Here is a 12,636-nt window from a genome sequence, read left to right on the forward strand (position 1 = left end):
TACCGCGCCCTGGTCGTACGCTACGAACGCAAAGCCGATAACTACCGGGGACTGATGGTCTTCGCCTTCCTCCTCATCTGCATCCGCGTTCTACTCCACTGGTGAGCCCTATTCTTGGACTACTTGTCCATACAATTTGGAATTTCTTAGGCCTATAAGGGGCACGCTAATGACAATGCAGGGTTCAAACCCCTCCCCAAAGGCTGCCCACCTCAACCTTGCCTCAGCTCATCCTCAACTTAGGGTCAGCCCTTCTGCCGTAGGCTGGATGAGGTCATATTCATGTCCAAGCCCCCCGGTATGCCTCCAACCTTCGATCTGAAGGGTTTTCAGCGGGTGCTCTTCAATACGGTATTTTTGGTTTTTGGACTGCTTTTCTTGGCTCGAGTGGCCTCGGCGGTGGTGGAACCCCTGGTGTTTATATTGCTGGCCGGGGTGCTCACCATGGGGCTCAACCCACTGGTGGCGCTGCTCGAGAACCGCCTGCACCTTCCCCGCCGGATGGGGGCGGTGGTGGTGGTGCTGGGTATCCTGGTGGCGTTTCTGGGATTTATTGCGATTGTGCTGCCCCTATTTGTCGCCCAAGGCCAGCATTTTTCCCAGAACATGCCGAGGCTATTCGATGGGGTCAATGCCCATCTATCGGCCCTGGTTGAGCGTTACCCGGCCCTAGCCCCTCTGCAGAAGGGGATCCCTACCGGAGACCTCAGCAAACTGGTTGGCGGTTTGCTGAATGGCTCGACCCTAACCGGGCTGTTTTCGGTAGCTTCTTCTGCAGTAGGCCTGGTCGCTTCCACCTTTTTGCTCCTGATCGTGGTGCTGTTCCTGCTGATGAGCCCTGAGCCCATCGTGCGGGGGCTGATGAGCGGGATCCCGCCCCAGACCCGCCCCATCGTGCAGCGTACCTTGGTGCGGATCGGGGCCCAGCTTGGTAAGTGGTTGCTGGCGACCCTGCTGCTCTCGGTGATCAAGGGCACGCTGATGGGCATCGGCCTGCGGCTGGTAGGGTTTGAGAATGCCCTGCTTTTTGGCCTGGTCAATGGCTTGACCAACCCGATCCCCTTTCTGGGCCCTTGGTTGGGGATTACCTTGCCGGTGTTTTCCGCTTTATCCGATGGCTCCTGGCAGATGGCCCTGCTGGCGATTGGGGTGCTGCTGATTGTGGAGCAACTCGACAACAGTGTGTTTGGGCCGCTGGTGATGGGGCGCACGGTCGAACTGCATCCAGCCTCGATGCTGCTCGGGGTGCTGGTGTTTGGGGCGGTGCTCGGCTTGGCGGGGGTTTTCCTCACCGTTCCCCTGGCCTTGATCATCAAAGCCCTGTATGAAGAGGTGTATTTGGCCGTTTTGCATCGCCCTGAGGTCTCGGACGAGACGGTCGCACAGGTGGTGGCGGCAGGCCAGGGGGCGGAAGGGGGGGGAACCCCAAATGAGCAGACCGCCGCAAAGGACGACCTTCCCCTGCCCAAGCCCTGAAAGGCCCAGATCCCTGGGGTAAATGTGAGCTAGATCCGTCCAGGCAAAAAGTGATAACCTATTCTCAATAGCTGGACCTTATGAACGCCCTCGAGTTCGATCGCTACTCCATTCGCTTTGGCGATTTCCAGGTGCTTCGGGAGATCTCGCTGGGGGTGGAAGAGGGCAGCTTTGTGGCAATTCTCGGGCCCAACGGAGCGGGCAAGAGCACCCTGCTCAAATCGGTGCTGGGCTTGACCCAGGGCCTACCCCAGGAGGGCCGGGTACAGATTAGCGGCAGCGTGCGGGTGCTGGGCAAAGATCCCGGTGAGGTTCCCCCCGATTGGATGGGGTATGTGCCTCAGGTTAAGGGCTTTGACCGCAGCTTCCCGGCCTTGGCGCTGGAGGTGGTGGTGAGCGGGTTGCGTCGCAGTTGGCCGCTGCGCATTCGGCCAGAGGAGCGACGCAGGGCTGAGGCCATGCTCGAGCAGGTAGGGGCGCTGCACCTGGCGGGGCGGCGCCTGGGCCGCCTTTCCGGGGGAGAGTTGCAGCGGGTGTATCTGGCTCGAGCCCTGATCCGCGAGCCCCGATTGCTGCTGCTGGATGAGCCCGCTACGGGTGTGGACGCGGTGGGGGAAGCCGATCTATACCGGCACCTCGAGGCCTACCAGAGCGCCCATAGCCAGGGTGCAGCCCGGGTGACGGTTTTGATGATTACCCATGACTGGGAAGCAGCCCAGCACCACGCCTCGCAGGTCCTGCTGCTCAACCGCCGGGTGGTAGGGTATGGTCGGCCGGAGGCGGTGCTTTGCCATGAATGCCTGGCCGAAGCGTTTGGGCACGTGGGGCATGCCCACAGCTTGGTGATGGGGCGCTAGATAGGCGGGACGTTGCATGCTCGAGGCCCTTCAGTTTCCCTTCTTACAGCGCGCGCTGCTGGCTGGCCTGATGGTGGGTGGGCTGGCCAGCTATCTAGGGGTCTTTGTGGTGCAGCGTCGCCTGTCTTTTTTAGGGGACGGCCTGGCCCACGCCGCTTTTGCCGGGGTTGCCCTGGGCTTGTTTTTCCACACCGAGCCCCTATGGGTTGCGCTCCCTTTCGCGGTAGCGGTTGCGTTGGCCATCACCTGGGTGCGTGAGCGCAGCAACCTGGGCGACGACACCGCCATCGGCATCTTTTTTGCGGTATCGGTGGCTTTGGGGGTGCTGTTCATGTCGCTGCGCCAGGGCTTTGCTCCCGATGCTGTGGCGTACCTGTTTGGCTCGATCCTGGCGGTTACGAAGGCAGATTTGCTGGCTGTGGGCGCGGTAGCCCTCCTGGTGGTGCTGGCCGCACCGCTATGGAAGCACTGGGCCTATGCCACGTTTGATCGAGAGCTGGCCCTGGCCGACCGCCGCCCGGTGAGCCTGCACGATTACTTGCTGGCAGGCTTGGTCGCGCTGATGGTGGTGACCGCGGTCAAAGTGGTGGGGATTGTGCTAATTGCGGCCTTTATCGTGATTCCGGCGGCGGCAGCCCGCCTGCTGAGCCGTACCTTTGCGGCAATGACCCTGCTCTCGGTGAGCTTTGGGGTGCTTTCGGTAATCCCCGGCTTGATGGTGGCGTATCAGCTGGATGTTCCGGCCGGAAGTGCCATCGTGTTGGTGCAGGCAGCGGTATTTGCCCTGGCCTTGTGGCTGCGGCGCTAGCACTTTCGGGGGGCGCCTGAACGTGTGCCGATCCTCCCTGTGGATCGGATAAAGTTTTGTATACTATCTATGTCAAGGCGTTTGCGCCTGAGTGGATTATGGATAACAAAGACCGCCCGGTATACATCATTTCGGTTGCTGCCGAGCTGGTTGATATGCACCCCCAGACCCTGCGCCTCTATGAGCGCAAGGGGTTGATTCGTCCCAAGCGCTCCGGGGGCAAGACCCGGCTCTACTCTGAGCGGGATGTGGAGAAGCTGCGGGAGATCCGCCGCCTGACCCAGGAGATGGGGGTGAACCTGGCGGGGGTGGAGGAGATCATCCGGCTGCGCGACGAGCTGTGGAAGCTCGAGACCGAGTTCCGGGCGGAGGCTGAGCGGCTCAAGGCGGAACTGGGGGAGCGGCTCGAGGCCCTCAAGGCCACCCCTGCCCTGCCCCCCCCTGGGGCCGGGGAGGCCAAGAAGGGCCGCAAGAATGGGGATAAAGAGCGCCCGGTCTATGTGATCTCGGTGGCAGCCGATATTGTGGACATGCACCCCCAGACCCTGCGCCTCTATGAGCGCAAGGGGTTGGTAGCCCCCAAACGCAGCTCCGGCAAGACCCGGCTCTACTCCGAACACGATGTGGAGAAGCTGCGGGAGATCCGCCGCCTGACCCAGGAGTTAGGGGTGAACCTGGCGGGGGTAGAGGAGATCATCCGGCTGCGCGACGAGCTCGATGCCCAGCAGAACCGGCTCGAGAGCGAGATTGCCCGACTGCGGATGGCCTTGCTGCGCGAACTCACCCCGGCCCAGTCCCAGACCAACGCCGGTTGAGGCCCTTTGCCAAAGGGGACTATAATTGCCCCTGTGACCCAAGCCCTTTCCGAACTGATCGAGTTTTTGCGCATCCCTTCGGTATCCGCTGACCCTGCCCACAACCAAGACACCAAGCGTGCCGCGGCCTGGCTCGAGGCCAAGCTGCAGGCCCTAGGCTTTAGCGTAGAGGTGGCGCCCACAGCCAACCACCCCATCGTGTACGCCGAAAAGCACGTGGGAGAGGCCGCGCCTACGGTGCTGATCTACGGGCACTACGATGTGCAGCCCCCCGATCCGCTCGAGCTTTGGGAAACCCCCCCGTTTGAGCCTACGGTGCGCGACGGGAAGCTGTATGCCCGCGGTTCTTCCGATGACAAGGGGCAGATCTTCGCCCATATTGCGGCGGTAGAGGCCCTGGGATCGGCCTTGCCGGTCAATGTCAAGTTCGTGATCGAGGGTGAGGAGGAGGTGGGCTTCGGCAACCTGGTGCCCTGGCTGAAGGAGAATGTGGAGCGCCTGAGGGCGGATGTGCTGGTGGTCTCGGATAGCTCCATGCTGGCCCCAGGGCAGCCCGCCATCACCTATGGGCTGCGGGGCATTGTGCTGATGGAGGTTCGGTTACAGGGGGCGAGCCGCGACCTGCACTCCGGCACCTACGGGGGGGGTGCTCCTAACCCCATCCACGCGGCGGCCTGGATGATCGCTAAGCTCAAGGGGGAAGACGGCACAATTCGAATCCCTGGGTTCTATGACCGCGTGCGGCCCATTTCTCCGGATGAGCGGGCCCTGTATGCCCAACTCCCCTTTGATGAGGGGGCGTTTGCTGCGGCCATCGGAGCTACGGCCATGCCCGGCGAGGAGGGGTATGGCCTGTTGGAGCGGGTGTGGGCCCGGCCTACCCTGGATGTCAACGGCATCTGGGGAGGGTATCAAGGGGAAGGCTCCAAAACGGTTATCCCGGCCAAGGCCGGTTTCAAGCTCTCCATGCGGCTGGTTCCCGATCAGGACCCATCGGTGATCCATGCCCTCACCCGGGCGTATTTAGAGGCCATACTGCCCCTGGGGTACCGCATGGATATCGTGCCGCTGGGCGAGGGCAAGCCGGTGATCACCCCACTGGACTCCCCGGCTATGCAAGCCGCAGCCGTCGCGCTCGAGCGCGCTTGGGGCAAAAAGGCCGTGTTTAATCGAATGGGCGGCAGCGTACCTATTGTGGCGGATTTCCAGGAATTGCTGGGGATCCCCACCGTTCTGATGGGTTTTGGTCTGGACGATGACAACCTGCACTCCCCCAACGAGAAGTTTGACCTTATCAACTTCGAAAAGGCCATCGAGTCCAGCAGAAACTTCCTGCTCGAGTTTGCCAAGCAGGCTGGCTAGACCAGCGGGGGATCACTCCGCAAGGATCTTTTCGATGCGCCGATCCGGGATGAACCAGATCATCGCTACCAGGATATAGAGCCCCAGCGAGATCAAGGGATTCCAGAAGGCCAGAAGAATGGCTGAGGCATAACACACCAAAGAGACCTTGCCCTTGAGATCTGAGTTGATGGCTCGAGCCAGAGGAGCCGCTCGACCCTCCTGAGCGATCAGTTGGAGCTGCAAGAGGGTATAGGCTATGGCGGCCATCAGGAGCACCATCCCATAAAGGATGATCGGCCAGCGTGCGAATTGGCTGTCGCCAATCCAGGCCGTGGTGATGGGGATGAGGGAGAGCCAGAACAGCAGGAACAAGTTGGACCAGAGAATCCGCCCATTCACCTTATGGGCGGCTTGCAGCAGGTGGTGGTGGTTGTTCCAGTAGATGCCTACATAAACAAAGCTCAGCACGTAGCTGAGGAACGCTGGAGCCAGTGGGCGTAACGCAGCCAAGTCCTGCCCGTGGGGCACCTTTAGCTCGAGCACCATGATGGTGATGATGATGGCGATAACCCCATCGCTAAACGCTTCCATCCGCCCCTTGCTCATGCCTAACCTCCTGGATTTTCGGGTCTCGAGCTCTAGGAGCGTAAAACATGCTTTAGAGCGTGGGAATTTGGCTCTGGCTGCCGTTGCGTTGTCCTCGCCGGAAGATTAGGGCTTCGCCTACCCGGCCTTCCAGAAGGGGCACGGCTGGGGAAGCGGCAATCTGGGCGCAGAAGGTCACATCCTCTTCCAGGCCCACCTGCCGCAGGGCCTGGGCGGCCGCGGAAAGGTGGAGCGGCTCGGTGGGGTCAGGGTAGGTGCGGCGGGTGGCCAGGGCGGTAAGGGCCCCATCCTCGAGGTCGTACCCCCCCATGATCTGTAAAAACTCGGCCAGCACCCCGGCGGTGTAGGTATCGTCCAGGCCAATGCGCCCCTCCTTGCCCGCACACAACACGGCGACCTCTTCCGAAGCCAGGTCATGGGCCAGCCGGGCTGCGGCGTGGGCGTTGTACAGTGAGGCCAACAGCACGTGTTTGGCGGTGCGGGCGGCCAGGTGGGCCGCTTTGGTGCCATTGGTGGTGCTCATCACCACGGTTTTCCCTCCCACCGCGGCCTCGAGCGCCTCGCGGGGGGAATTGCCGTAGTCGAACCCAGCCGGCCTCAAACCCCCTTCCTCTCCGGCCAGGACCACGTCGTGGTCCTTAAAGCTGCGGGCGCTCTCACGGAGCGCGGTGAGGTAAAGCTCTCTAGCCCCCGCCTCGAGGAAGGCGCTCGCGGTGGTGGTGGCCCGGATCACGTCCACCACCAGCACCACATCGGCGTAGCTCAACCCCTCTTGGGGAACCAGGTCAACCCTCAATCGCATCGTGCACCCCCTCGGATAAATCGAAAACAAGACGTTTTGGAGCGAAGATTTCAGGCCCCATAGCTCTCCCGCAGGGCCTGGATGTTGCGGGCAACCTCGCCCTTAAACACCGCTGAGCCCGCCACCAAGATATCGGCCCCTCGGCGCACCAGCTCGAGGGCGGTCTCGGTGTTGACCCCGCCGTCCACCTCGATTGGGCAGGTGGGGTTGAGCCGGTTCCGCAGCGCCCGAAGCCGCTCGAGCCGCTCCAGGCTGCTGGGGATCAAAGCCTGGCCCCCAAACCCTGGGTTTACGGTCATCAGCAGGGCCTGCTCGATCTCAGGGAGGAGGTTTTCAAAATAGGTCAAGGGTGTGCCGGGGTTGAGCACCAACCCCGCTTTTAGGCCGTGTTCTCGGATGAGCTGCAGGGCCCGGTGGACATTGGGGGTGGCCTCGGGGTGGACCAGGATACAGCTAGCCCCAGCGGCGGCGAAATCGCTCACGTAGCGTTCGGGCTCGAGGATCATCAGGTGCGCCTCGAGCGGCAGCGAGGTTACCCGGCGCAAGGCCTCGACCACCACCGGCCCCATCGAGAGGTTGGGAACGAAGCGCCCGTCCATCACATCGATGTGAATCAGCTCGGCTCCGGCGGCTTCGGCTTCAGCCACCTGCTCGCCTAGGCGGGCGAAATCGGCGGCTAACACCGAGGGGGCAATTTGAATGGATTGACGCATAACCGGCGAAGGGAATCATACGGTATAAGGCTTGGAATTGATAAGGGGGTAGGACCCCTGTCCCCATTCCACCCTTACATATGGCCTCATCCAGCCCTGCTACACTGAACTTCGTGCGGATGGCGCTGCGGATTTTACGGGTAATCTTCATTGCCGGATTTTTAGGCGCGGTAGGGGCGGCGGGGTATGTGATCTACAACTTGCTACACGACTTGCCCAGCCTCGAGGCCTTGGACGAGCTGCGCTTCACCGCTACCTCAACCTTCTATACCCGCGATGGCACCCCCATTGCCGATGTGGGTACGGTGGAGGATGGGCGGGCCATCGCCCGGCAACTGGTGCGGCTTTCCGATGTCTCTCCGGCGGCTGTGGTGGCGGTGGTGGTCTCGGAGGACCAGCGCTTCTTTCGCCACTACGGGGTGGATTTCATCCGCTTGTTTGGTGGGCTGTACTACACCCTGCGCGGGGATGTGCAGGGGGGGTCTTCCATCACCACCCAGGTGGTCAAGAACACCCTGCTCAAGAACCTGGCGGGGGAGCGTTCGGGGCTGGCGGGCCTCGAGCGCAAGCTCAAGGAGTTTCCCCTAGCCATCCAGCTCGAGCGCCGCTACTCCAAGGAGGAGATCCTCGAGATGTATTTCAACGTGGTGCCCTGGGGGGGCAATGCCCAGGGCATCTGGGCGGCCTCCCAGGCCTATTTTGGCAAAGACCCCTCGAGGCTCAGCCTGGCCGAGGGGGCCTATCTGGCCGTGCTGATCCCCGCTCCCAACACCCGCTACCTCGACCTCAAAGCGACCCGTAAGCGGATGCACATCTTGCTCAACAACATGGTGGTGGACGGCTGGGTCAGCCGCTCCGAGGCGGATGCGGCCTGGAAACAGCCCCTGGTTCCGCGGGGCTGGGAGGCGCAGTACGACACGTCCGGCAACCTTCTCAAGGCCAAGCTGGTGGATCCCCAAGCCCGGATCATGCCCGACCTCAACATCCGCTCGGCCCGGTATTTTGTCCTCGAGGTGCAGCGCTACCTCAAGGAGAAGCTGGGAGCCGACAAGCTGCGGGCGGAGGGGGGGTTGCGAGTGTACACCACCTTAGACCTCAAGATGCAGGCTGCCGCCGAGCGGGCCGTCACCGGGCGCAAGCTGCCCGATGGGGCCCAGTTGGCCTTGGTAGGCCTGGATCCTGCTTCAGGAGAGGTGTATGCCATGGTGGGGGCCCGGCCCGGCACCGACCCCGGCGCGGAGTTTAATCGGGCTACCCAGGCTTGGCGCAGCCCCGGTTCGGCCATCAAGCCCTTTACCTACGGCACCGCTTTAGAGGCCGGTTGGACTCAGGCCAGCACTGTATTGGACGCCCCCTTTGAGTACCCCACGCCCCAAGGCGTCTGGCGGCCTAAGAATTTCGACAACACCTACTTGAACCGAGCGGTGACCATCCGCTACGCGTTTGACCGCAGCCTGAACCTGCCGGCCATTCGGACCCTCGAGGCGATCGGGGTGGGGCGTTTGGGGGACAAGCTCAAGGCGGCGGGATTCCGCATCACCAACAACCTTCCGGTGCTGGCCAACGCCATCGGCGGTGGGGCCGATATCACCCCGCTGGGGTTGGCGGCGGCCTACAGCAGCTTTGTCAACGGTGGCTACTGGGTTGAACCGCAACTGGTGTTGCGGGTGGAGGACAGCAAGGGCCGGGTGGTCTACCAACCCGAGCCCAAGAAGGTTTTGCTGTGGAGCCCACAGGTGGCATACCAGGTCTGGGACATGCTCAAAGGCTACGTCTATGACGTGCCTCCAGGGTTCCGCAGCAGCCTGGCGGCAGACGCCAAGATTCCCGGGCGAATTGTCGGGGGCAAGACCGGAACCAGTCAGGATGCGGTGGATCTGTGGTTCGCCGGGGCCACCCGGGGTTTGGTGGCTACGCTCTGGGTAGGCCGGGATGACCACAAGCCGCAGCGGATGAACGGGGTAGAGCCCAGCAGCTCGATTGTCAACCCGATCATCTGGCACGATTTCGTGGAAGAAGCCCTACGGGGCCGCCCGGCGGGGGATTTCCCTCAGCCCTCCGGCCTGATCAGCAGCGGTATGGACCTCCTCACCGGGGACCCAACCAGCAGTGGGGGGGTGCAGGCCTTGTTTCCCAGCAGCCAGACCCAACGCCAGCAGGCCGCGATCCAGGACACCCCACCCGCGCCCAGCTATGTTGCCAGCGTAGGTCCTGCGGTGGCCAGCACCCCGGTTTACCAAACCGTGGCCATTGACCAACAGACCGGTTGCTTGGCTGGCCCAGACACCCCGACCGACCGGGTGGTCTGGCTGCAGGTAGCTGCCAACCGAGTGAGCCAGTACGCTTGTAATGGGAACTAGGCCCGGCCCGCCCCCCCGCCAGGAGTGCCCTGGGTAGGGCAGGGGGTTTTCTAAAATCATGCTCGAGAATATCCGCATCATCTTGGTTGGCTCGCAGGAACCCATGAATGTGGGCGCGACTGCTCGAGCCATGCAGAACTTTGGCCTTTCTGATTTGCGCCTGGTGGACCCGGAGCCCCGGGTGGTGGCCGATCTTGGTCTGGGGGCTCATTCCTGGGCGTATCGCCTGGCGGTCCACGCGGAGGAAATTTTGCAGCGGGCCTCGATAGAGCAGAGCTTGCTCGAGGCCCTGGCCGGGGTGCAGTTGGTGATCGGCACCACGGTGCGCAAGCGGGAGATTTATACCGGGCCGTTGGTCAACGCGCGAGAGATGGCCTCAGCGGCCTTGCAACAAGCCCAAACCGGGAAGGTGGCGATTCTCTTTGGCCGAGAAGCCGATGGGCTTAGGACCGAAGAGCTAGACCTTTCCCAGCTCATTGTGCGCATCCCTACCGCACCCAAACAGCCCAGCCTTAACCTGGCTCAGGCGGTGGTGGTGTTGGGGTATGAGCTCTTTATGGCGGCCCAGGAGCCCCCGGCTCCGGCGGCCCCAACCCAGGCCAACCGCGAAGCCCTCGAGGCCCTTTTTGCGGATCTGGGGGAGTGGGTGCTCGAGACCGGGTTCAGCGATCCGAACCGGCAGCCCTATGCGGTGCGTCGCTTTCGCCGCCTGCTGCATAAAGCCCACCTAACCCCGGGAGAAGTGCAGTTTCTGCGGGGGTTCCTGCATCAAAGCCGGTGGTATGCCCGCCAGGGCCGGCCTAAGGCGAAAAGTTGAGCCCCTACGGCGCGACCCTTGGGTGTAGAATCCCCTACGCATGGCTCTGTATGCCATAGACAAACCCTTGGGCCGTACCTCGCACGACCTGGTAGATGCCCTGCGCAAGGTGCTTTCCACCCGCCGGGTGGGCCACACCGGTACCCTTGACCCGTTGGCAACGGGTGTATTGGTTCTGGCTACCGAGGCCTCGACCAAGCTGGTGCCTTTTCTCTCCGCCGAGGACAAGGAGTACCTGGCCTGGGTTTCATTCGGCGCCACCACCCAAACCCTTGACGCCGAGGGGCCAATAGTCCAGGAGACCGCTCGGCGACCCAGTCGGCGCGAGGTGGCAGAGGCCCTGGAGGGGTTTCTGGGGGTGACCGAGCAGGTACCGCCGGCCTACTCGGCGGTGAAGGTCGGGGGGGTTAAGGCCTATGAGGCGGCCCGCAAAGGCCAGGCCCTCGAGCTGCTTCCCCGCCCGGTAAAGTACCTCGAGGCCACCCTGCTGGCCTATGATCCCGCGCCCATCGCCTATCGCATTGCTCCTTCGGCGGTGGGGTGGAGCCTGGATGAGCGCGGTCGTGTGGTTGAGCTGCCCCCGGTGCTGGGGGCCTATCCAACCGCGGTAATTCGTCTGGTGGTGGGCTCGGGGACCTACGTGCGGGCTTTTGCCCGCGACCTGGGTGAGCGGCTGGACAGCCTGGCCTTTCTATCGGGGCTGGTGCGCACCCGGGTGGGGAAGATCGGCTTGGAGATTGCCCAGAGCGTGGAGGCCTTGGACGCTGCTCGAGAGGTGGATGTGCTCGAGGCCCTTTCCTGTCCTAGCGTGGAGCTTTCCCTTCCGGAGGCCCGGCGGGTGATGGAGGGGGTGCCCTTGCCGATCCCGGCCCAGGGGCCGGTGGCGCTTCTGGCCCCTGGGCGCAAGCTGATAGCCATTGCGGAGGGCGATGGCTTCAAGCTGCGCATCCGACGGGTCTTCAAGGAGTAGCGGGTTCACCCTTGGCCGAGCTCGAAGGTCTCCTTGATGATGGGCGCTGAGAGCACCACGGCCGTGCGGGTACTGCCGAGCAAGCTCATTTGCTGGATGAGCTCCTGTAGATGGGCAATACTGCGGGCCACCACCCGGGCCACAAACGAGGATTCCCCGGTGACGAAGTAGCACTCCCGTACCTCGGGGGTGTTCTGGGCATACTCGAGCACTTGGGCATAGCGGGGAGGTGGGGCCGCCAGCTCGATCAGGGCGGTGACGCTGTACCCCAGCGCGGTCAGGTCTAGGCGGGCTCCGTAGCCGCGGATCACCCCGGCATCCTCGAGGCGGCGCACCCGCTCCGCCACGGCAGGGGTGGAGAGCCCGATCCGCCGGCCTAGCTCGCTGTAGGAGAGCCGGGCTTCCCTTTGCAGTTCATTCAACAGGGCCAGGTTGGCCCGATCCAGCAAGCGGTTGGGTTCGGAAGGCATAAGGAGCATTATGCCTTATGAGCAGAAAGCCAAGCTCGAGCTTGGCTTTAAGTTTTCGCTTCCGTTGCCGGGGCCTAGGTTCTACACTGGCAGAAAAACAGGAGGTTGGTCATGACCGTTGGAGTTCCAAAGGAAGTCAAGACGCTCGAGAACCGTGTGGCCCTTACCCCAGGGGGGGTAGCCAGTTTGATCCGGCGGGGGCACAGGGTTTTGGTGGAACGCGGAGCGGGGTTGGGTTCTGGCCTCAGCGATGCGGAGTACAGCAAGGCGGGAGCCGAGCTGGTCTCGGTGGAGCAAGCCTGGGGGGCCGAGCTGGTGGTCAAGGTCAAGGAGCCCATCGCCCAGGAATACCGGTTTCTCCGCCCTGACCTCATCCTTTTTACCTACTTGCACCTGGCTGCGGATGAGGCCCTGACCAAGGCCCTTCTCAGCGGGGGGACCACCGCTATTGCCTATGAGACGGTACAGCTCGAGGATGGCTCGCTGCCCTTGTTGGTTCCCATGAGCGAGGTGGCGGGCCGAATGGCCCCACAGGTGGGTGCAGCGGCCTTAGAAAAGCCTCACGGGGGGCGCGGGGTGCTGCTGGGCGGGGTACCGG

At 62.9% G+C, this 12,636-nt stretch carries 13 protein-coding genes; 9 read left to right on the top strand and 4 right to left on the bottom strand.

Annotation, left to right across the window (positions count from 1 at the left end; all coding sequences use genetic code 11):
• Window positions 1-282: 282 nt before the first annotated feature.
• The 5 genes from Mgrana_RS15690 to Mgrana_RS15710 all read left to right on the top strand — a co-directional run bounded on the left by Mgrana_RS15690 (window position 283) and on the right by Mgrana_RS15710 (window position 5,318).
• Window positions 283-1,476 carry an AI-2E family transporter gene (locus Mgrana_RS15690; protein WP_119358527.1) on the top strand — a complete coding sequence of 398 codons (1,194 nt, stop codon included), beginning with the start codon at window positions 283-285 and terminating at the stop codon, window positions 1,474-1,476.
• Between the two features lie 80 nt (window positions 1,477-1,556).
• Complete coding sequence (locus tag Mgrana_RS15695) at window positions 1,557-2,333, top strand: metal ABC transporter ATP-binding protein (protein WP_119358528.1); 777 nt, start codon at window positions 1,557-1,559, stop codon at window positions 2,331-2,333.
• A gap of 16 nt (window positions 2,334-2,349) precedes the next feature.
• The gene (locus Mgrana_RS15700) at window positions 2,350-3,141 is read left to right on the top strand and encodes a metal ABC transporter permease (protein ID WP_119358529.1); all 792 of its coding nucleotides are present in this window, start codon (window positions 2,350-2,352) and stop codon (window positions 3,139-3,141) included.
• 98 nt (window positions 3,142-3,239) lie between these two features.
• On the top strand, window positions 3,240-3,956 hold the full coding sequence (hspR, locus tag Mgrana_RS15705; protein WP_119358530.1) for a heat shock protein transcriptional repressor HspR, fused homodimer type: 717 nt from the start codon (window positions 3,240-3,242) through the stop codon (window positions 3,954-3,956).
• A gap of 33 nt (window positions 3,957-3,989) precedes the next feature.
• Window positions 3,990-5,318 (top strand): dipeptidase, encoded by a 1,329-nt coding sequence (locus tag Mgrana_RS15710; protein ID WP_119358531.1) that lies wholly within the window; start codon window positions 3,990-3,992, stop codon window positions 5,316-5,318.
• A 12-nt stretch (window positions 5,319-5,330) separates the two neighbouring features.
• Here Mgrana_RS15710 and Mgrana_RS15715 read toward each other — a convergent pair whose 3' ends face one another.
• The 3 genes from Mgrana_RS15715 to rpe are packed head-to-tail and all read right to left on the bottom strand — an operon-like array spanning window position 5,331 to window position 7,421.
• On the bottom strand, window positions 5,331-5,906 hold the full coding sequence (locus Mgrana_RS15715; protein WP_119358532.1) for a TMEM175 family protein: 576 nt from the start codon (window positions 5,904-5,906) through the stop codon (window positions 5,331-5,333).
• 52 nt (window positions 5,907-5,958) lie between these two features.
• Window positions 5,959-6,708: a 2-phosphosulfolactate phosphatase gene (locus tag Mgrana_RS15720; RefSeq protein WP_119358533.1), complete on the bottom strand. Its 750-nt coding sequence runs from the start codon at window positions 6,706-6,708 to the stop codon at window positions 5,959-5,961.
• Window positions 6,709-6,758: 50 nt separating this feature from the next.
• Window positions 6,759-7,421, bottom strand: coding sequence for a ribulose-phosphate 3-epimerase (gene rpe / locus Mgrana_RS15725; protein WP_119358534.1), 663 nt, complete (start codon window positions 7,419-7,421; stop codon window positions 6,759-6,761).
• 119 nt (window positions 7,422-7,540) lie between these two features.
• Between rpe and Mgrana_RS15730 the strand changes: the two genes are divergently transcribed.
• The 3 genes from Mgrana_RS15730 to truB are packed head-to-tail and all read left to right on the top strand — an operon-like array spanning window position 7,541 to window position 11,568.
• Complete coding sequence (locus tag Mgrana_RS15730; protein WP_119358537.1) at window positions 7,541-9,781, top strand: transglycosylase domain-containing protein; 2,241 nt, start codon at window positions 7,541-7,543, stop codon at window positions 9,779-9,781.
• A gap of 58 nt (window positions 9,782-9,839) precedes the next feature.
• Window positions 9,840-10,598, top strand: coding sequence for an RNA methyltransferase (locus tag Mgrana_RS15735; RefSeq protein ID WP_119358535.1), 759 nt, complete (start codon window positions 9,840-9,842; stop codon window positions 10,596-10,598).
• A 40-nt stretch (window positions 10,599-10,638) separates the two neighbouring features.
• Window positions 10,639-11,568 (top strand): tRNA pseudouridine(55) synthase TruB, encoded by a 930-nt coding sequence (truB, locus tag Mgrana_RS15740; protein WP_119358536.1) that lies wholly within the window; start codon window positions 10,639-10,641, stop codon window positions 11,566-11,568.
• A 5-nt stretch (window positions 11,569-11,573) separates the two neighbouring features.
• Here truB and Mgrana_RS15745 read toward each other — a convergent pair whose 3' ends face one another.
• Entirely contained in the window at window positions 11,574-12,038 is a 465-nt protein-coding gene (locus Mgrana_RS15745) for an Lrp/AsnC family transcriptional regulator (protein ID WP_119358538.1), read from the bottom strand.
• 111 nt (window positions 12,039-12,149) lie between these two features.
• On the opposite strand from Mgrana_RS15745, the gene Mgrana_RS15750 reads away from it, so the two are divergent.
• The coding region (locus tag Mgrana_RS15750) for an alanine dehydrogenase (protein WP_420845929.1) at window positions 12,150-12,636 on the top strand (487 nt) is incomplete at its 3' end.

Source organism: Meiothermus granaticius NBRC 107808 (genome assembly GCF_003574355.1).
Lineage (GTDB): Bacteria > Deinococcota > Deinococci > Deinococcales > Thermaceae > Meiothermus > Meiothermus granaticius.

Bases quoted from the DNA above. Each gene is read 5' to 3' on its own strand.
- Mgrana_RS15690 (WP_119358527.1), top strand. From the start codon at position 283: ATGTCCAAGCCCCCCGGTATGCCTCCAACCTTCGATCTGAAGGGTTTT.
- Mgrana_RS15695 (WP_119358528.1), top strand. From the start codon at position 1,557: ATGAACGCCCTCGAGTTCGATCGCTACTCCATTCGCTTTGGCGATTTC.
- Mgrana_RS15700 (WP_119358529.1), top strand. From the start codon at position 2,350: ATGCTCGAGGCCCTTCAGTTTCCCTTCTTACAGCGCGCGCTGCTGGCT.
- hspR (WP_119358530.1), top strand. From the start codon at position 3,240: ATGGATAACAAAGACCGCCCGGTATACATCATTTCGGTTGCTGCCGAG.
- Mgrana_RS15715 (WP_119358532.1), bottom strand. From the start codon at position 5,906: ATGAGCAAGGGGCGGATGGAAGCGTTTAGCGATGGGGTTATCGCCATC.
- Mgrana_RS15720 (WP_119358533.1), bottom strand. From the start codon at position 6,708: ATGCGATTGAGGGTTGACCTGGTTCCCCAAGAGGGGTTGAGCTACGCC.
- rpe (WP_119358534.1), bottom strand. From the start codon at position 7,421: ATGCGTCAATCCATTCAAATTGCCCCCTCGGTGTTAGCCGCCGATTTC.
- Mgrana_RS15730 (WP_119358537.1), top strand. From the start codon at position 7,541: ATGGCGCTGCGGATTTTACGGGTAATCTTCATTGCCGGATTTTTAGGC.
- Mgrana_RS15735 (WP_119358535.1), top strand. From the start codon at position 9,840: ATGCTCGAGAATATCCGCATCATCTTGGTTGGCTCGCAGGAACCCATG.
- truB (WP_119358536.1), top strand. From the start codon at position 10,639: ATGGCTCTGTATGCCATAGACAAACCCTTGGGCCGTACCTCGCACGAC.
- Mgrana_RS15745 (WP_119358538.1), bottom strand. From the start codon at position 12,038: ATGCCTTCCGAACCCAACCGCTTGCTGGATCGGGCCAACCTGGCCCTG.